This window comes from Brachybacterium timonense (assembly GCF_900258505.1).
Lineage (GTDB): Bacteria > Actinomycetota > Actinomycetes > Actinomycetales > Dermabacteraceae > Brachybacterium > Brachybacterium timonense.
On sequence record NZ_LT984895.1, the window covers coordinates 536,846 to 554,156 of the forward strand.

At 68.6% G+C, this 17,311-nt stretch carries 15 protein-coding genes and 1 tRNA gene; 6 read left to right on the forward strand and 10 right to left on the reverse strand.

The features are described 5' to 3' along the window. Nucleotides 1–99 precede the first annotated feature (99 nt). Nucleotides 100–187: transfer RNA gene (locus C8271_RS02315), tRNA-Ser, on the forward strand. 134 nt (nt 188–321) lie between these two features. Here the strand turns inward: C8271_RS02315 and C8271_RS02320 are convergent. Both C8271_RS02320 and C8271_RS02325 read right to left on the reverse strand, forming a co-directional pair. Then, nucleotides 322–1,485 (reverse strand): IS1249 family transposase, encoded by a 1,164-nt coding sequence (locus tag C8271_RS02320; protein WP_106505922.1) that lies wholly within the window; start codon nt 1,483–1,485, stop codon nt 322–324. Between the two features lie 486 nt (nt 1,486–1,971). Continuing rightward, nucleotides 1,972–2,796 (reverse strand): hypothetical protein, encoded by an 825-nt coding sequence (locus C8271_RS02325; protein ID WP_106507814.1) that lies wholly within the window; start codon nt 2,794–2,796, stop codon nt 1,972–1,974. A gap of 79 nt (nt 2,797–2,875) precedes the next feature. Here C8271_RS02325 and C8271_RS02330 point away from each other — a divergent pair, with 79 nt between their 5' ends. Next, entirely contained in the window at nt 2,876–3,604 is a 729-nt protein-coding gene (locus C8271_RS02330) for a TetR/AcrR family transcriptional regulator (RefSeq protein WP_106505949.1), read from the forward strand. Between the two features lie 58 nt (nt 3,605–3,662). On the opposite strand, the gene C8271_RS02335 is transcribed toward C8271_RS02330, so the two are convergent. From C8271_RS02335 to C8271_RS02355, 5 genes are all read right to left on the reverse strand, one after another. Beyond that, nucleotides 3,663–5,009, reverse strand: a complete 1,347-nt coding sequence (locus C8271_RS02335; RefSeq protein ID WP_106507815.1) for a M20/M25/M40 family metallo-hydrolase — start codon at nt 5,007–5,009, stop codon at nt 3,663–3,665. A 124-nt stretch (nt 5,010–5,133) separates the two neighbouring features. Next, nucleotides 5,134–6,303, reverse strand: coding sequence for an ATP-binding protein (locus tag C8271_RS02340; protein ID WP_170957770.1), 1,170 nt, complete (start codon nt 6,301–6,303; stop codon nt 5,134–5,136). Between the two features lie 5 nt (nt 6,304–6,308). After that, complete coding sequence (gene glsA, locus C8271_RS02345; protein ID WP_245920778.1) at nt 6,309–7,352, reverse strand: glutaminase A; 1,044 nt, start codon at nt 7,350–7,352, stop codon at nt 6,309–6,311. 18 nt (nt 7,353–7,370) lie between these two features. Further along, on the reverse strand, nt 7,371–7,823 hold the full coding sequence (locus C8271_RS02350) for a SufE family protein (protein ID WP_106505952.1): 453 nt from the start codon (nt 7,821–7,823) through the stop codon (nt 7,371–7,373). Next, nucleotides 7,820–8,731, reverse strand: coding sequence for a sulfurtransferase (locus C8271_RS02355; RefSeq protein ID WP_106505953.1), 912 nt, complete (start codon nt 8,729–8,731; stop codon nt 7,820–7,822). The genes C8271_RS02350 and C8271_RS02355 overlap by 4 nt, the downstream gene beginning before the upstream one ends. Nucleotides 8,732–9,163: 432 nt before the next feature. Between C8271_RS02355 and C8271_RS02360 the strand changes: the two genes are divergently transcribed. Further along, complete coding sequence (locus tag C8271_RS02360) at nt 9,164–10,606, forward strand: alkaline phosphatase family protein (protein ID WP_106505954.1); 1,443 nt, start codon at nt 9,164–9,166, stop codon at nt 10,604–10,606. Here the strand turns inward: C8271_RS02360 and C8271_RS02365 are convergent. Next, entirely contained in the window at nt 10,581–11,558 is a 978-nt protein-coding gene (locus C8271_RS02365; protein WP_245920780.1) for a class I SAM-dependent methyltransferase, read from the reverse strand. The genes C8271_RS02360 and C8271_RS02365 overlap by 26 nt on opposite strands. Before the next feature lie 99 nt (nt 11,559–11,657). Here C8271_RS02365 and C8271_RS02370 point away from each other — a divergent pair. Beyond that, nucleotides 11,658–12,555, forward strand: a protein-coding gene (locus C8271_RS02370) for an IS5 family transposase (RefSeq protein ID WP_425428182.1) whose coding sequence is annotated in 2 segments (ribosomal slippage) — nt 11,658–12,002 and nt 12,004–12,555 — 897 coding nt in all. Because the reading frame shifts where the segments join, the coding sequence is not laid out codon by codon here. On the opposite strand, the gene C8271_RS02375 is transcribed toward C8271_RS02370, so the two are convergent. Further along, nucleotides 12,546–12,935, reverse strand: coding sequence for a heavy metal-responsive transcriptional regulator (locus tag C8271_RS02375; protein WP_106505956.1), 390 nt, complete (start codon nt 12,933–12,935; stop codon nt 12,546–12,548). The two genes, C8271_RS02370 and C8271_RS02375, sit on opposite strands and share 10 nt — an antisense overlap. Nucleotides 12,936–13,045: 110 nt before the next feature. Here C8271_RS02375 and merA point away from each other — a divergent pair, with 110 nt between their 5' ends. Next, a complete protein-coding gene (merA, locus tag C8271_RS02380; protein ID WP_106505957.1) occupies nt 13,046–14,476 on the forward strand; it encodes a mercury(II) reductase in 1,431 nt (476 codons plus the stop codon). A 348-nt stretch (nt 14,477–14,824) separates the two neighbouring features. Here merA and C8271_RS02390 read toward each other — a convergent pair whose 3' ends face one another. Further along, a complete protein-coding gene (locus C8271_RS02390) occupies nt 14,825–16,261 on the reverse strand; it encodes an HNH endonuclease (RefSeq protein ID WP_170957772.1) in 1,437 nt (478 codons plus the stop codon). A gap of 317 nt (nt 16,262–16,578) precedes the next feature. Here C8271_RS02390 and C8271_RS02395 point away from each other — a divergent pair, with 317 nt between their 5' ends. After that, the gene (locus C8271_RS02395; protein ID WP_170957773.1) at nt 16,579–17,286 is read left to right on the forward strand and encodes a GOLPH3/VPS74 family protein; all 708 of its coding nucleotides are present in this window, start codon (nt 16,579–16,581) and stop codon (nt 17,284–17,286) included. The last annotated feature ends 25 nt before the right edge of the window (nt 17,287–17,311 follow it).

A 17,311-nucleotide genomic window follows, 5' to 3' on the forward strand; every position in this document is an offset into this window, starting at 1 on the left:
GGCGTCGACGAGCAGCGTCGGGCACGACGTGCGTGATCCGCCTCGCGTCGCGGGCCGCAGGATTGAACGCCGGGTGTCCACGCCGTTACGATGGCCGACGGTAGCGTGTCCGAGCGGCCGAAGGTGCATCACTCGAAATGATGTGTACGGTAACCCCGTACCGCGGGTTCAAATCCCGCCGCTACCGCCGCTGACCTGGGGAAATGCCTCCGGGTTGCGAAAGGGTCCTGCGTGGGCAGGGCCCTTTCTGTATGGGGGCGGGGGTGCAACCGGGGGTTATTGGCCAAAATGTGTGTATGGCCGGGGCGTGTCGTGGCGGGGTCAGGGGTGTGTTCGGCCGGCCCAGCCGTGTTGGATTCCGTTGCCGTCTTCCCAGGAGAAGCTGGTGCCGAGGGTGGGGCCGGGCTCCGGGCCTGGAGTGATCGCCGGTCGCGCTGGTGGCGGTTTCCAGTGCTCTTCGCGTGCGAGTGACCAGGGCTCTCGTGGGGTTGCGGTGAGGGAGTCCAGGAGCCATTCCGCGGCTCGTCTGGCGTGGTCCGCGGGCATTCCGCGGTGGCGTCTGAGGAGGTCCTTGACGGCCGTGTTCTGAGCGCCTTCCAGGGGTGATGTCGTCCGGGGCAGCGGCTTGTCGATGTCGGGGGCGAGTTCGAGCCAGGCGAAGAGGTTCTCGTGCTTGATCAGGCCGCGGAACAAGCCACGAACACTGCGGAGGTCTCGGTGCGTGTACCACCACGGCTTCGCCAATGGCACTGATCGTGGGCGTTCTGTGCCGGTTCGTGCGTAGGTGCGTTGGCGGAGGAACTCGTTCCAGCGTGCTTCCCAGGACGCGTAGGCACCGAGCCAGAGAGCGGCCTGATCGATGTTCTGAATCTTCATGAGCGCCCTGGTCAGTGCCAGGATCTGCCTCCCGGCCTCGAGGCGTGGGGCAAGCGTGGTGTAGCGGCGGACGTTCTGGAAGATGTGGAAGTAGCAGCGTTGGACGCGTGCTTGGGGCCAGTGCTCGTGCACGGCTGCGTGCAGTCCCGTTCCACCGTCTGTGACGACCAGACGTGGTGCGGGCCAGCGCTGCAGGATCTGAGCCCAGGCGATCTTCTTCTCCCGGTCGCACCACTGCCAGTCCAGCACGTAATGACCGTTAGTCGCGATCAGCAGGCACCAGTTCTGGAAGTAGGTGCCATCGAGCATGACCACGTCGTGGAGCTCGCCCGTGGGCAGTGGCGGCGGGACCTCGATACGCCAGCACCAGCGCAGACGGCGGCGGAGCGTGCGATCGCTGCCGGCCCAGGCCGGTGGCCTCTCGCCCTTCAGCAGCCAGGCATGGAACCACTCCAGCTCAGCTCGATGGCTGATGTCGGGACGGTCCAGGACGGTGCTGGAGCCGCAGGAGCGACACCGCCACCTCGTCCGCCCCGCTGAGGTCTTCCCGCTCTTGACCAGGGACTGATCACATACACGACACCGAGGCCGATTACCAGGAGGCGACACCCAACATGCTTCCAAAGCATGTCAACACCCCTAAACCCCCAGGTCAGGGCCCAGAATCAGCCGGATCCATACACACAATCTGGCCTATAACCCGCAACCGGGGTAGGGGCGCTTCAAGCGTCCGGCCTGCCGAGCATGCCCCGAGATCTGCATCGTCCGCCCGATTCGCGCCGCGTCGTCAGTCGTGACGCATCGTCTGATTCGCTGAACGGGCCACCTCGTCCGCGCGCTATAACCTCCGTGTGTTCAGGCGTGGTTCACCTTGGGGTCATCCGGAGTGCACTTGAGATTCGTGCATCCGTCCATAAGGGGGCTCTGCCTGCGGCGTCACCCCATGATGCGATCGTCCGCGTGGTAGATTCACCCCTGCCCGTCAGGGGAAGGCGACACTGTCGCCCCGCCCTCGGCCCCGATGTGGGATCCGGGGGCGGGGGCGGCCCGCCCGTCCAGAGCGCGGCGGGATGCAGAACCGTCGGCCGTGCGCATCTAGCGGTGCCGACCCACCACGCCCGGGGAGTCGTACCCGGACATCCCTGGGCCGAGCGCCTGCACACCGGTGGGACCCAGCGCGTCGCGCCCCTGATCGGTGAGCCGGAACCACGCGATCATGTCGCGCCCAGGTTCACGACCGCCGATCGCCAACCAGGTGGTACCGATGTGTTCGATGATCTGCTCGATCGGCATCGACCACGCAGAGAAGGCACCGTCGGTGACGAAGCCGGCCTCCAGCTCGCCGCGCACAAGCAGGCGCGCGAGAACCAGTGGACCGCGACGTTCGAACTCGTCGTCCGCCACGGCTCCGGCCTGGGTGAGCGCGGCCACCACATGCCCCGGGTGGATGAACGGCTCATTCTGCGCCGCCCGCAGGACCGCCCGCTCGACCCCACCGATCGACGATTCGCGATGTCGGGCAAGAGCCTCCGCTGTCGCGTGGACGGGCCCGCTCGGGCCCGCCGAGCTCACCTGGCCGGAGTGATCAGCCCGCACCACAACCCCGTACGGGCCTGTCACAGTCCACGGCGCCCTGGTCTCGAGCGGCAGTGGGCCGGCCGGTCCGTCGAGGGTGACCAGCAGATCGCCGTCGCGCCCTACCGTGCTCTGCGCGCACCGCGCCCCGAGTGCTCGCGGATCTCGCAGCGTGAGAGCGATATCCGCCAGACGCTGCTCACGAGATTCGATCACCCAGCCACGATCGAAGACACATCGCGTCCCGCGCCGCTCGACAGCGGTGTGGATGATTCGTTGCCCGGTCAATGCCTGCAGCGGGGTCAGAGCCGACGGATCGGGGTCGCCGTGAAGAAAGGGGAGCATCCCTTGATTGTGCCCGCCTGTGCTCACACCTGCATGGCGCATACTCAGAATCCTGCAAGATCCTGCATAGGATGAGGGTATGGCGCAGATCGATGAGAGTGAGGGCAGAGTGACTGGTGGCGTGGACGCCTCTCAGAAGGCGACGGAGGAACTCGGTGGAAGGCAGACGCAGGGCACCGAGACACCTCTGAAGAAGCCACGCGCAGCGGATCCGCGACCCGCCCGTACTCGCGCGGCGATCTTCCGTGCAGCCACGGAGCTGAGCGTGGAGGGTGGCGACCTGACGGTCAACGACATCGTCAAGCGTGCCGGCGTCAGCCGCGCCTCGTTCTACGCGCATTTCTCCAACCTGGAGGATGTCGCCTTCGGCCTCATCCGTCGAGAGCTCGATGAGCTACATCGGCGCGCCAAGGAGTCCGTCGGCGGGGAGATCCCGGTCGATATCCGGGTGCGTGATGCCATTCGCGCCACGACGGCGTTCCTGGCAGAGAACCGTGCTCTGCTGCGCGGCGTGCTCAGCTGGAGGATCTCCCATCAGTCCTACGCCTATGTGGTCGACGTCCTCGCGGAGTACTGGGAGATCGCCCTATCGCGGCTGAGTGATCGCATCCCGGAGGGCATGCCCGCACAGACCTCGCATTTCCTCTCCGGCGGTGTCACGCAGCTGTATGTTGACTGGCTGCTCGACGACTCGGTGGGACCAGACGCTGACCTGTCCGTCGAGGCTGAGCGTCTGGCCTCCGACATCATCGCGGTGCTGCCCCAGTGGATCGTCGGCGACGAAGGGTGGCGCGCGAGCAGCGTCTGATGTGCCCGCGGGGCGGCGGGAGAACACCACTGGCAGGTGACGTAGCCATCACTCCGGGTCACTGCCCGCGCAGCAGCCTCGCAAGCACGCGTGCGCCGAAACGCACGGCATCGACAGGCACGCGCTCGTCGACGCCGTGGAACAGCGGCGCGAAGTCCAGGTCCGCCGGCAGCTGCAACGGCGCGAAACCGTAGCCCGCGATGTCGAGCTGGGTGAGCGACTTGTTGTCGGTGCCTGCGCTCAGGCAGTACGGCAGCAGGTGTGCTCCGGGGTCCTCGGCGCGGATCGCAGCGGCCATCGCGTCGATGAGCGGGCCCTCCCGCGGGGCATCGACCGACGGGTAGACCTGATCCATGATCACCTCGACATGCTCGCCCGTGAGCTCGTCGAGCAGAGCCAGCAGTGACTCCTCGTGCCCGGGCAGGAAACGGCAGTCGATCGTCGCCTCAGCGATCTGTGGGATCACGTTCCCCTTGTAGCCAGCGTTCAGCATGGTGACGTTTGCGGTGTCCTGGAGGGTGCCGCTGACGAACTGACGCGCACCGCGCAGCATCGGTAAGAACCCCTGCAGATCCTCCGGATCCCAGCCGGTGCCGGTGATCTCGGTGACGCCGTCGTAGAGTGCGCGCACGCTTGCCACGGCCTCCAGAGGGAACTCGTGCTCATCGATCGCGACGATCGCGCGGGCAAGACGCACGATCGCGCTGTCCTCGGTGGGCACGGAGCCATGCCCAGCCCGGCCATGCGCACGCAGTCGCCCCCAGGCGAGCCCTTTCTCCGCGGTCTGCAGCAGGTAGGCCCGCACGTCCGCGCCGGTCTCGCGCTCGGGCAGGGTGATCGAATACCCGCCCACCTCGCTGATCGCCTCGGTGCAGCCGGCGAACAGATCCGGGTGCTCGGCCACCAGGTAGCGGGCGCCGTACACGCCGCCGGCTTCTTCGTCGGCGAAGAAGGCCAGCACCAGGTCCCGACGGGGGCGATGGCCGGTGCGCTGCAGGTGCCGCGCCACGGCAAGGATCATCCCCACCATGTCCTTCATGTCCACGGCGCCGCGCCCCCAGATCATGCCGTCGTGGATCTCGCCGCCGAAGGGGTCGTGGCTCCAGTCGTCGGCATCGGCGGGCACGACATCCAGGTGACCGTGGACAACCAGCCCGCCGGCGTTCGGATCCGTGCCGGGGATACGAGTGACCACGGAGTCGCGGCCCGGCGCTGAGCTGAATCGCTGCGTGGGGAGGCCGACGTCGGTGAGGAGCTGTTCAACCAGATCCGCGGCGGCCGCCTCGCCGGGCCCCCATGTCTGCGGGTCGCCGGTGCCGTAGTTCGAGGTGTCGATGCGGATCAGAGCGCGGGTGATATCCACGGCCTCGTCCTGCAGGCACGCGAGCTCGTCGGCGTCGATCATGAGGCTCGCGCTCGAGGAGGCGTTGTCCTCTCCAGCGTGCGGATGCGTCACTGTGTCTCCTGGCGGGTGCGATGGTCGGGTCCATCCCAGCGTAGAGGCATGGAGTGCAGGCAGGTCTGTGCCGTCAGCGTCCGGGCCCGGGGGTGCGGCGGGCCCGCACTCCGCCGCCGAGCTCGCCGCTGGGTCCGCGCACCCCGTCGCGTCGGCGCTGCAGTGCCTCCCGCAGGTACGGCAGAGCGAACTCGACGTATCCGCGGCCGGCCGGCCGGATCAGCTCGTCCTCGATCAGCCGATCCCGATACACCGACTGGTAGCCGTGGTAGGTGCCCAGGCGGCTGGCGACGTCGCTGACGCGACTTGGCCCCTCGTCAGCGAGCATGGCTTCGAGGTATTCGAGCTTGCGCGGCGCGAGATCCCGTAGCGCCGGGCCGTGGATGTTCGTGGCCATCTGCTCGATGGCGCTGGCCAGGGCACGATCGGCGTCCTCCCGCATGATCGTCGGATTCTCTGCGGCGTTCGCCCAGGTCTGGGCGCCGACGTACTGGATCAGATAGGGGTAGCCCTGGGAGATTTCGGCGGCGCGCACCGCCGCATCCGGTTCGATGGTTTTCGACGTCGACGCCACGGTGGCCTGGATCGACGCGGCAGCCGAGCCGATGTCCACCATGCCGATCTCCACTCGGCGTGCACGGCGCAGGAACGTCGTCTTCGGGGAGTCCAGCAGGGTGTGCACGCCCGCCCCCAGACCGGCGCCGACGAAGGCCACGTTCCGCTCGGACCGCACGAGATCCTGGTACGCCTGGGCGAAAGCCGCAAGCGATGCCGGATCCACGGACTGCACCTCGTCGAGCGTGAACAGCAGGCCCGTCTCTGTTCCGAGCAGGTCCGTGAGCCTCTCGAGTGTTGCGGCAGGGGAGAGCGGCTCGGTGTAGCGGTCGACGTGCTCGCCCCGCACGGAGCCGACGGTCGCGAGCGAGCCGCCGGTGAGTCGATAGCCGCGCGCATCCGGGTCCAGTTCCCGCAGGATCTCGACGGCCCGCACACGTGCTTCCTCCAGTAGGGACGCCGCGGAGGTGTGCAGGGAGATGACGTGCCAGTCGTGGTCGCGGGCGATGGACTCCATCTCTGTGAGCAGCACCGTTTTGCCGGTGCCGCGGGCGCCGATCACGAGGCTTGCCCTGGCCTCTGCACCGGGCGCGTAGTCCAAGGCCTGCTCGAAGCCATCGAGGGCATGGTCACGCCCGGCCAGGAACAGCGGCACGGCGCCGAAGGACGCCCTGAACGGGTTGCGCACCGGACTCAGCTCTCCTGCGGCGCGTCGGTGGCGGCGTCAGCCTGGTCGAGAGCCAGGTCTTTCGTCGGCCCCTGCGCCTGCACGCCGTCGCTGTCCAGCAGTCGGGCGGCACGGTCCTCGAGATCTTCCGGCGGGCGGCCCGACAGCATGTGCAGCTCGAACTCCTCGCTGAGCGTCTCGAAGGCCACCGAGCCGCGCACGGAGTTGCCGTGCCGGTCGAGCTTCGGGGCATAGGTGGCGATGCCGAAGCGGGTGGGCAGTGCAGCGATGATGCCGCCAGCCACACCGGATTTCGCCGGTAGGCCGACGTCTGTCACCCAGTCGCCGGCGTTGTCGTACATCCCGCAGGTGAGCATCACGGACAGCACCTGCCGGGACGCGCCCTGCGAGAACACGCGTCGACCGGTCAGCGGATTCACGCCACCGTGGGCGAGCGTCGCCGCCATCACGGCGAGATCGGAAACCGTCACCAGCACGCAGCAGCCGCGGATGTAGCCGTCGACCACCTCGCGTGCATCCTCCTGCATGCTCCCGGCAGCGCGCAGCATATGGGCGAGTGCGAGGTTGCGGTCAGCGGTCCTGAGCTCCGCGTCGTAGGTCGCCTCGTGCATCGCGAGAGGGCGGCCAGCCGCAGCATCGAGGGTGTCGAGCAGACGCTCAGTGCGCTCGGACTGCGTCGCGCCCAGCATGGCATGAGTGCGGATCGCCCCGATGTTCACCAGTGGGTTCTTCGGTCGCCGGGTGACGGCGTCGAGGCTGATCGCGTTGAACTCCTCGCCACTGGGCTCCTCATCCACGGCCTCGCGCACGTAATCGAGGCCGTGGAGATCCAGGGCGGCGCCGTAGGCGAACGCTTTGGAGATCGACTGGATCGGAAACGCGTGCGCTGTGCCGGCGGCGGTCACCTCACCGTCCAGGTCGCACACGGCGATGCCGAGCTGGTTCGGGCGCGCCCCGGACAGCCGGGCGAGTGCAGGGATCTCCCCACCCAGATCGAGATCGCGCAGATCCTCGGCGAGGGACAGAAGGTAGCGGTGCAGTGCGGTCACGATGCGACCGTACAGGGCTCAGAGCTCGGCCTTGTCCTGAAGCTGGCGTTTGATGCGGGTGAGCATGCCGGTCATGCCGCGCAGTCGCAGCGGGCTGACCACGCCCTCGAGGCCCAGCGCGTGCGGGGCGTCGATCGGCACGCTCATCACCTCGCGCACCGGATGCCCGTCAAGGGACTCGGCGAGGATGCCGGCGAAGCCGCGGGTCGTCGGCGCCTCCGCCGGGGCGGAGAAGAACAGGCGAGCCGTCGCGTCAGGGCCGGTGCCGTCGACCTCCGTGACGAGGAACAGGGGGCTCTGGCACTCCGGCACCGGCTCCAGCCGCTCCGGGTGGTCGCCGTAGCGCGCTGGCAGCTCGGGTAGGCCTTCGGAGAACTCCAGCAGCAGTTGCAGTCGATCGCGCGGCTGCAGTGCGTGGAAATCATCAACGATCTGCTGGAACGAAGCCGGCAGCGGGGTCTGGTCAGTCATCGGGTCGCCTTCCCGGGGACCTCGCCGGGAGCGTCGCCGGTGACGACCGGGACGCGGACGAGGTTGCCCCACTCAGTCCAGGATCCATCATAGTTCCGGACGTTCGTGAAACCGAGCAGGTAGCGCAGCACGAACCAGGTATGGGAGGAGCGCTCACCGATTCGGCAGTAGGCGATCACGGGCTGTGACGGATCGAAATCGAGCTCCTTGCGGTAGATCGCCTCGAGTTCGGCGCGGGGCTTGAAACGACCATCCTCCTGCGCGGCGCGCCCCCACGGCACGGAGCGGGCGGTGGGGATGTGACCGCCGCGCAGCGCACCTTCCTGCGGGTAGTCGGGCATGTGGGTGCGCTCGCCGGTGTACTCCATGGGGGAGCGCACGTCGATCAGCTGACCGCCGAGGAAGTCGAGCACGTCTTCGCGGTAGGCGCGGAGAGGTGCGTCCTGCCGTTCGACGACGGGATAGCTCTCGGTGGCCGTGCGCTGCGGCGTCTCGCGGGTCATCTCGCGCCCCTCGGCCTCCCAGGCGCTGCGACCGCCGTCGAGCAGTCGCACGTCGGGGTGCCCGAACAGCTCGAACACCCACAGGGCGTAGGCCGCCCACCAGTTCGACTTGTCGCCGTAGATCACGACCGTGTCCTCGCGGCGGATGCCGTGCGAGTCCATGAGGCGGGCGAACCCGGCACCGTCGACGTAGTCGCGGGTCACCTGGTCATTGAGGTCAAGGTGCCAGTCGATCTTCACGGCACCGGGGATGTGCCCGGTCTCGTACAGCAGCACATCCTCGTCGGATTCGACCACCACGAGCCCGTCACTGTCGAGATGGTCGGCGAGCCACTGGGTGGTGACGAGCTTCTCGGGATGGGCGTAGTCCTGCAGGGACGTTGCCGGGTCCAGATCGACGGGCACAGAGCACCTCCGGTGCGGGTGGGGTCTCAAAGGTGAACGACCCCAGTGTGTCACTTGGCGCCGAAGTCTTCACCGTCGGGCCACCGAGCCGTGACGTGTCAGGCCGCACGCTGCGCTGGGCAGTGCTGACTGGGCAGTCGACGTCGCGTGGATCCGACGGAAGGGCAACACGTGCCAGAAAAGAGTCGGTGAACAGAGTGGCGCCAAGGATTTGATGTCTGGCCATGTCTGCTCCCATCGCGCGTGACCTGCGCTCCTTAGCGTGGGAGCGCACTCACTGCTGATGGCGCCGATCGCCGACGGGCGCAGACGGCCACTGGTGGTTGCGGGATCGTGCTGTGCTGGATCGTTCAGCTCTGGCGAGCATGGCTCCGGTTGCCATCGCAGTGCACCGGGTGCGTGTTGCGCTCGCGATGCTGAAAGGACGCCGACATGACCACTGACCCCAACGCAGGCCCGACCATCGACTCGACCGCAGTTCCCGCTGTGAACCGCACTCATACCCCCACCGTCGGCTCATCCGTTGCTCCGGCTGCTGACCCGACCGTCGGCTCAGCCACGCCCGCGGCCCGCACCGAGCCCCACCGCCTCGTCGTGATCTCCGTCGACGCCATGAGCGACGTCGATGTGCCCTTCGCCCGCACGCTGCCGAACTTCGCGCGCATCTTCGAGGGCGCCTGGGCGCGGGCCACGGCCATTTACCCGAGTGTCACCTACCCCAACCACACCGCGCAGGTCACCGGTCGCACCGCCGCCGGGCACGGCATCTACGCCAATGAGCTCGTGCAGCCCGGCGTTCGCCGCCCCGACTGGTTCTGGGACGCCCGCGCGATCGCCTGCCCCACCATCTTCGACCTTGCGAAGGCGGCGGGTCTGCGCACCGCCACCGTGAACTGGCCCGTCACAGGATGGGCTCCGAGCACTGACTTTTCGGTGCCGGAGATCGTGGACCGGCGCGGGCTCGAGGAGACCCGAGCCCTCGTGCGTGAGGCCGCCTCGGAGTCGGCCCGGGAGTACGTGGACCGTCACAGCGAGCTGATCGAATGGACGAAGAAGCCGCACTTCGGCCGGTTCGCCACGTCAGTCGCAGTGGACGTGATCCGTGAGCAGCAGCCGCATGCCCTGTTCATCCACCTGGTCGATGTGGATTCTGAACGCCATGCGACCGGTCGTTTCACGCCGGAGGTGAAGGCAGCCCTCGAGCGCGTTGACGGCTGGATCGGCGAGATCCTCGCGGCCATCGAGGACGCCGGTCTCGCATCGAGCACCAACGTCGCGATCGTCTCCGACCACGGTCATGTCGAGGTGGGTCGCTGCTGGCGACCGAACACGCTGCTGGTCGACGAGGGGCTGGTGCGCGTGGACGCCGACGGCGAGGTCGAAAGCTGGGATGCCTGGGTCCACGCCTGCGGGCTCACCGGTCAGCTCCATCTTCATCCGGAAGCGTCTGACGATGTACGTGCTCGGGTGCTGGAGCTGGTGCAGGGCTGGGTGGCGGATCCGGAGGTGCCGCTCGAAGCGTTCCACCCGTCGGCGGATATGCGGGAGCGTTACGGGTACGACGGGCCCTTCCTGGGCGTGCTCGAGGGCACAAGCGGAACGAACTTCCAGAACATGTGGGACGGCCGCAGCCTGTACACGCGGTTCGACGAGGACTACTCCTTCCTGCTCAGCCAGCATGGGCACCTTCCCGAGCAGGACATCCAGGCGGTGTTCGCGCTACAGGGCCCCGACGCGGCGCAGGGTGCGCGCATCCCGCGCTGCACCGTACCGGATGAGGCCGTGACCTTCGCTCATCTCCTGGGCCTCGAGATCCCGGAGGCGGATGGCGCGGTCGTGCGGGAGATGCTCACCGGGGATGCTGCGCGGGGTTGACGCTGCGCGGAGCTAACGCTGCGCTCCGCTCGAGCCGCACCAGAACCTCGGCGTGCTCGGTGTGCGGGAACATGTCGACGTACCGTGCGGCGGTGATCTGCAGTGACGGCATGGCCTCCAGGTCGCGGGCAAGGGTCTCCGGTTGGCAGGAGGAATAGACCAGGCGCGCAACGCCGCTCGCCTCGATCCAAGCGGCGAGGTCGCGCCCGAGGCCACGACGTGGAGGGTTCACCACGAGCACATCTGGCGGGCCGTCGGTCTGCGCGGTGCGCTGGGCCCAGGTGGTCGCGTCGGCGCTCAGGAAACGGAGGCGTTCGCCGAGCCCGGCGTCCTGCGCCGAGCGGCGTGCCCCCTCGACCGCATCGGCACGGGTCTCGACGCCGGTGATGAGCGGCAGCGGGTGCTGCGGGCCGCGGCCGACGGGGACGCCTGCGCGGGCGTCGCGTGCGCGCAGGCCCCGTGAGTGGACGCCGCGGGCAGGTTCGTTCGTGCAGGCCAGGGCCGCGTGCAAGGCGAAACCACCCAGCCCGCAGTACAGGTCCCAGACGGTGTGGGGTGCCCAGGCGGCAATCCACCGACCCGCTTGACGGTACAGCTCCCCGGCCACGGCAGTGTTGGTCTGGACGAAGGAACGCGGCCCGGCGTGCAGGGTCGCGTCGCCGGTGGTGATCGGCAGCGTGCGCTCGCCGGCGAGGTGGATGTCGGTGGGGCCGGTGATCGCGGTGGTGTGGTCGGGATGGATGTTCGCCCACACGGAGGTGACCAGTGGAGCGGGTCCGAGCAGTCGGGGCATATGTTCGCGGATGCGCTCGAGGGCCCGCTCGCTGCGCAGGACGAGCTGGACCATCGTGCTGCCATCCGGAGCGGCGGTGACGATGACGTAGCGGATCTCGCCGCGCCGGCGTGCGACGTCGTACGGCGGCACCTGGGCGCGACGGATCAGGTCGCGCACCTGCTGCAACACCGTGAGGACGGGCGGTGGGTACAGCGGGCAGTCGGCTAGGGCGTGTTGCTAAACACCTCTGGCTGGGGTGCGGGTGAGCCTTGGAGGATGTCGCGTGATGTGATCTCGGATCAGGTGTGGGCTGTGATCGGCCCGTTGTTTCCGTCGGTGAGGGCTACGGGGCGCCCACCGGTGGACCGGCGCACTGTGGTGGAGGCCGTGGCGTGGCGGTATCGCACCGGGGCGCCGTGGCGGGATTTGCCGTCGCGGTTCGGGAACTGGAACACCATTTATAGGAACTTTCGCCGGTGGGCGACGGCCGAGGTGTGGGCGCGGGTGTTGGAGAAGGTCCAGTCGCTGGCGTACCAGCGGGGAGACCTGGACTGGGTGACCTCGATCGACTCCACGGTGGTGCGCGTGCACCAGCATGGGGCGACCTTGCCCAGGGACACAGGGGGCCGGATCGAACTACAAGAAGTTCGGGCCGGAGACGCCTGACCACGCCATCGGTCGCTCTCGGGGCGGGCTGACCACAAGGACGCATCTGGTCTGTGACGGGCGCGGCCGGGCGCTGGCGTTCATCCTCACCCCGGGGCAGGCGGCCGATACGAGCATGTTGGTCCCTACGCTGGGCCAGATCCGCGTGCCCGGTGCGGTCGGCAGACCGCGGACCCGTCCGGACCGGGTGCTGGCCGACAAGGGCTACCCCTCGAAAGCGAACCGGGCCTGGTTGCGCGCGCACGGCATCGCCGCGACGATCCCCGAACGCGACGATCAGATCGCCCACCGTCGGAACAGGCCGGGCCGACCGATCGATTTCGGGGAGCAGCAACGGGCCCGTTATCGCGGCCGGAACGTCGTGGAGCGATGCTTCAACCGGCTCAAGCAGTGGCGCGGGATCGCGCTGCGATCAGACAAGACCGCCGGCAGCTACCACGCCGGTCTGTGCCTGGCCGCCGCCCTCCACTGGCTCGCCACCGGTCAGCGTAGCGCGGCTCAGACGTAACGGCAGACCTGGTCGGGGCCGCAGGTGTCGGGGTGGAGGGTGGTGGCCTCGTCGCGGAGAGCGGTGAGGGTGTCGCGCAGTGCGCTCAGGCTGCGCAACTGGTCCTCGATGTCCGCCAGGCGTTGGTCGAGCAGGTCGCGGACGTGGTCGCAGGGCGCCTGCCCGCCGTCGCGGATCTCCAGCACCTGCTGGATCTGGGCCAGCGTGAGCCCGGCGGCCTGGCCGCGGCGGATGAAGTCCAGCCGGTCGAGCACGGTCGGGTCGTAGTCCCGGTACCCCGCGGCCGTGCGGTCCGGGGCGGGCAGCAAACCCTGCCCCTCATAGAACCGCAGCGTCTTGGTGCTGGTGCCCGCGGCGGAGGCGAGTTCACCGATCCTCATGACAGCCCTCTTCTCGGGGTCTCCGGCGGGGTGGGCTTGACCTTGCCCTGCACTGGAAGGTCCATTCTGGCCTCAGTGGAGTATTTCGCCAAGTGATGGGGGTATCTCAAGTGGACCAAAAGGTTGACCTGGCGGTGATCGGCTCCGGGGGTGCGGCGTTCTCCGCCGCGATCCGGGCCCGGAACCTGGGCAAGTCGGTGGTGATGATCGAACGGAGCACGGTCGGCGGCACCTGCGTGAACATCGGTTGCGTGCCGTCCAAGGCGCTGCTCGCCGCCGCCGAGGCCCGGCACGTCGCCGCCGACGCCCCCGGCCGGTTCCCCGGCATCGCCACCGCGGCCGGCCCGGCGGACATGCCGGCCCTGATCCATGCCAAGCAATCCCTGGTGGAGAACCTGCAGGCGGCGAAGTACGTCGATCTCGCCGCCTCCTACGACTGGCCGATCCGGCAGGGGGTGGCCTCCTTCGGAGGCTCCCCAGAGGCGCCGGTGTTGCGGGTCACCGGCCCGGACGGGAGTACCGAGGTGCTCGAGGCTGCCCACTATCTGGTCGCCACTGGCGCACGCCCCTGGGTCCCGGACCTGCCGGGACTGGAGCATGTGGACTACCTGACCTCGACCACCGCGATGGAACTCACCGAGGTGCCCGAGTCCCTGCTGGTCCTCGGCGGTGGGTACGTCGCCCTGGAGCTGGCCCAGCTCTTCGCCCGGCTCGGCTCGACGGTGACCATGCTGGTCCGCTCCCGGCTGGCCTCCGCCGAGGAGCCCGAGGTCAACCAGGTCTTGGCATCGGTGTTCGCCGACGAGGGCATCACGGTGCTGCGCCACGCCCAGCTCGAAACGATCGCCCAGGACGAGACGACCGGTGAGGTAACCGCCACCGCGACGGTCGAAGGCCAGGCCAGCCAGTTCCGCGCCCAGCGGGTGTTGGTGGCGCTGGGCCGCCGTCCGGTCACCGACGACCTGAACCTGGACACCGTCCAGGTCCCGACCGGCGTGGGCGGGGAGGTCGTCGTCGACGACGCGCTGGCCACCACCAATCCGCGCATCTGGGCCGCCGGGGACGTCACCGGGCACCCGGAGTTCGTCTACGTCGCAGCCCACCACGGGGCGATGGTCGTTGACAACGCCTTCACCGGGGCCGGACGCACGGTCAACTACGGCCACCTGCCCCGGGTGACGTTCACCAGTCCCGCTATCGGCGCGGTCGGGATGACCGAGACACAGGCCCTGGCGGCCGGCTACCGGTGCAACTGCCGCGTGCTGCCGCTGGACAACGTGCCCCGCGCACTGGTCAACCGGGACACCCGCGGATTCATCAAGGTCGTCATCGACGACGACACCGGCCGCATCCTCGGCCTCACCGCCCTCGCAAAGGACGCCGGTGAACTCGCCGCCGCCGGCGTCTTCCTCCTCGAGGGACACCAGACCTACCAAGACGTCGCCGCCATGTGGGCGCCCTACCTGACCATGGCCGAAGGCATCAAGCTCGCCTGCCAGTCCTTCACCACCGACCCCTCCCAGCTGTCCTGCTGCGCTTGAAACGGCCACGCAATAGTCGCGCGGCCACCTTTAGCAACACGGCCTAGGTCGACGCCGGTGCCCTGCCCGGGCAGGCCGAGCACAGGGTCGCTCGCGGTGCCGGACACGGCCATCTTGGCGCGGGCGCGGAACCCGGACTCGTCGCCTATGATCGGCGGACCCCACACGGCGCTGTCTTCTGTGCCAGGTCCCAGCAGCGCACGCACGCGAGCCTCGCCGTCGCTGACCTGGCGGGCATGCGGCAGCGCGAGCAGCGTGCACGACCGGCAGGTCGCGGCGTCGAAGTGGGGGCAGTGCACGCGGGGAGTCTAGGCGAGCGCGACGATCCTGCCCGATGGGGAGCCTCGGCTACTGCCGATCCGTGAACCGCTGGGGCCGACGGTGATCGTGCCAGTTCACGGCCGCAGGCGGTGGTGGATCCACCAGTCGTGGTGCGCTCGCGTGAGCCACGCGCCCGGTGCTCGTCTCCCAGTGCGTCACATGACGGCCGATGATCCTGCCCGGTCTCACCGCGGGCAGCAACTCTTTGATGCTGTTGCAGTGCCGGCACAGGCCCTGCAGGTTCTCCAGGGACGTGCTGCCTCCGCGGGACCAGGGGCGAGCGTGGTCGATCTCTCGCACCGGTGCGTCGCAGAACGGTGCACGGCAGCGCTGATCGCGCCAGCGCACCAGCCGTGCGAGCCCTTCCGGCACGGCACGGGACCGAGACTCGACGGCGACCAGCTCTCCACTGGTCGGATGTGTGAACAGGCGGCGCATGACCGCTTCGGGCGCATGCCGAACCCAGTCGGGCACCACCTCAGCGGCGACCGGACCGTACCCTTCGAGCACAGCGGGCTCGCCATGGGAGGGCTCCATCAGCGAGCGCTCGGTGATCACAACGCCGAGGTCGATCCGTACGGGGCTCGTCCCGTCGGCGCGTCCCAGCAGGTGGTCGCACAGCAGATCCGCCATGATCGCGCCGTGGCCACGACGGTCACCGTGCGCACGTAACCGTTCCGCCTCCAGTGAGAGTCGCTTGCGGATCGCGGTGGCCTCGAGCGCAGGCAGATGCGCGTGCAGATCTGCCATGCCGTGCGGTGCGGGACGCACGCTCACCGACCGTTCGCGACCGGCGCGAACAGCACGCCCCGCATGCCCTGCAGGGTCTAGTTGATGGGCCACACGCCCCGCTTCCCGCGCCCACTCACCGGGGCTTGCACTGTCCATGTAGGGCAGAGCCCGAGATAAATGCTCGTCGATCTGCGTGCGCTCATCGGGCCGTAACGGGCCGACGCTGCGTCCCACGGCAAGGGCAGCGGATTCGTCGATCTGCCCATGGGCGAGAGCAGCGAAGAGCAGAGGCATGTCTGTGACAAGACGGTGGGATGCGCGCAGCCGTCGGCGTGCATCTGCGAGCCCGCGACGTGATGCGATAGCCGTCTCGAGAGCAACGGTGCGGCCCTGGTCAGCCTCGGGCGTGCCCGTTGCGGCTTCGTCGGCGCGTGATCGAGCATCACGGGAGGTGAGAAGCCGCGCCTCGAGAGCGCCCGCGGCGTCGCGCACACGGCCAAGAGCGGCGAGCGCGTGGTCCAGATCCGCAGTACTGAGCCTGGGCGGGGCGCCGTCGTGAGTCCCGATCTCGCTCAACCCGGATGCTGCGGACGGTGCGAGCGCGAGCCGTGCAAGCTGTTGCGCGAGCATCTCGAGATCCAGGCCGCCGGCGAGCACGGCGCCATCGGGGCCGACGACGATTCGTGGCCCCTCTGCGTGACGCTCCGGTGCGCCCGACTGCTCGATGTCCATGACTCCACCCTCGGGGAGGGGTCTGACAAACGAAGGCGCCCAAGCCCCACCGAAGGTCACGGAAAGGTCACGAAAGGGTGGGTGGGCGTCGTCTGCGGGGCCAGGTGGTTGATGCTTGCCCGGCCGGGGTGTCATGTGCTGGGCCCGGGTGGATACCGTCTGCTCGGCCAAAGCGGCTGCCGCCCGCCCGGCGTTACGCACCTACTGTCACCCGCCGGACGTGCCTACGGTCACCCGCAGCCCGAGCACATCTCGAGCGGCACCCTCGCTTTCCTCTACCCCTCGTCTTCATCTGCACCGTGCGGCACACTGTTCGCGTGATTCACACCACTGCCTCAGAACCCGCGCCCGCCCACCTCAGCCTGTCCTCCGAGCTGTTCCTGCTGCTCACGAAAGACTCTGGTCGACAGGACTCCACGTCCTACCGGCAGTACGCCCTCGTCGGCGCCGTGCTGGCCGAGCTGCTGCTGCACCAGCGGATCTCGCTGGATGATCGACGTGACCCGCGCGTGCAGGTGATCAGCACCGAACCCACCGGTGATCCTGTGCTCGACCAGTTCCTTCCCGAGCTCGAGAGACTGGACGGCACAGCGATCTCTCGCGTGATGGGTCACCGTCGGATGAACCCCACCGAGGCGATCGGCGGTGCTCTCGCATCCGTCGGCATCCTCGAGCAGCGGCGCGGGCTGTTCGGCAACAGGTGGCCTGTAGTGAACCCGCAGCCCGAACAGGCTCTTCGGGAACGGATCGCGAGGAGTGTTCGCGGTGAGGGAGAGCCCGACAGTCGTGACGCGATCTTGGTGGGTCTGCTCGATGCGACGCAGGTGCTTCACGCGATCCTCCGGCATGATCTGCCGGAGCTGTCTCGCCGTGAGCTGAGCGCTCGCGCGAAGGAACTGATCGAGACGGCGTCTGCCCCAGGCGTCACCAGTGCTGTTGCGAAGCAGATCCGCAGTGCGATGGCCGCGATGATGGCCTCCATGGCCGCTATCACTGCGGCCACGACCGCGACCGCCGCGCACTGAATCCGTGGCCGCGCGGTGACCGGGC

What these genes read in the sequence shown, in the direction of transcription:
- C8271_RS02325 (WP_106507814.1), bottom strand. Translation starts at nt 2,796, where the DNA reads ATGCTCCCCTTTCTTCACGGCGACCCCGATCCGTCGGCTCTGACCCCG.
- C8271_RS02330 (WP_106505949.1), top strand. Translation starts at nt 2,876, where the DNA reads ATGGCGCAGATCGATGAGAGTGAGGGCAGAGTGACTGGTGGCGTGGAC.
- C8271_RS02335 (WP_106507815.1), bottom strand. Translation starts at nt 5,009, where the DNA reads ATGATCGACGCCGACGAGCTCGCGTGCCTGCAGGACGAGGCCGTGGAT.
- C8271_RS02375 (WP_106505956.1), bottom strand. Translation starts at nt 12,935, where the DNA reads ATGAGGATCGGTGAACTCGCCTCCGCCGCGGGCACCAGCACCAAGACG.
- C8271_RS02390 (WP_170957772.1), bottom strand. Translation starts at nt 16,261, where the DNA reads ATGGACATCGAGCAGTCGGGCGCACCGGAGCGTCACGCAGAGGGGCCA.
- C8271_RS02350 (WP_106505952.1), bottom strand. Translation starts at nt 7,823, where the DNA reads ATGACTGACCAGACCCCGCTGCCGGCTTCGTTCCAGCAGATCGTTGAT.
- C8271_RS02360 (WP_106505954.1), top strand. Translation starts at nt 9,164, where the DNA reads ATGACCACTGACCCCAACGCAGGCCCGACCATCGACTCGACCGCAGTT.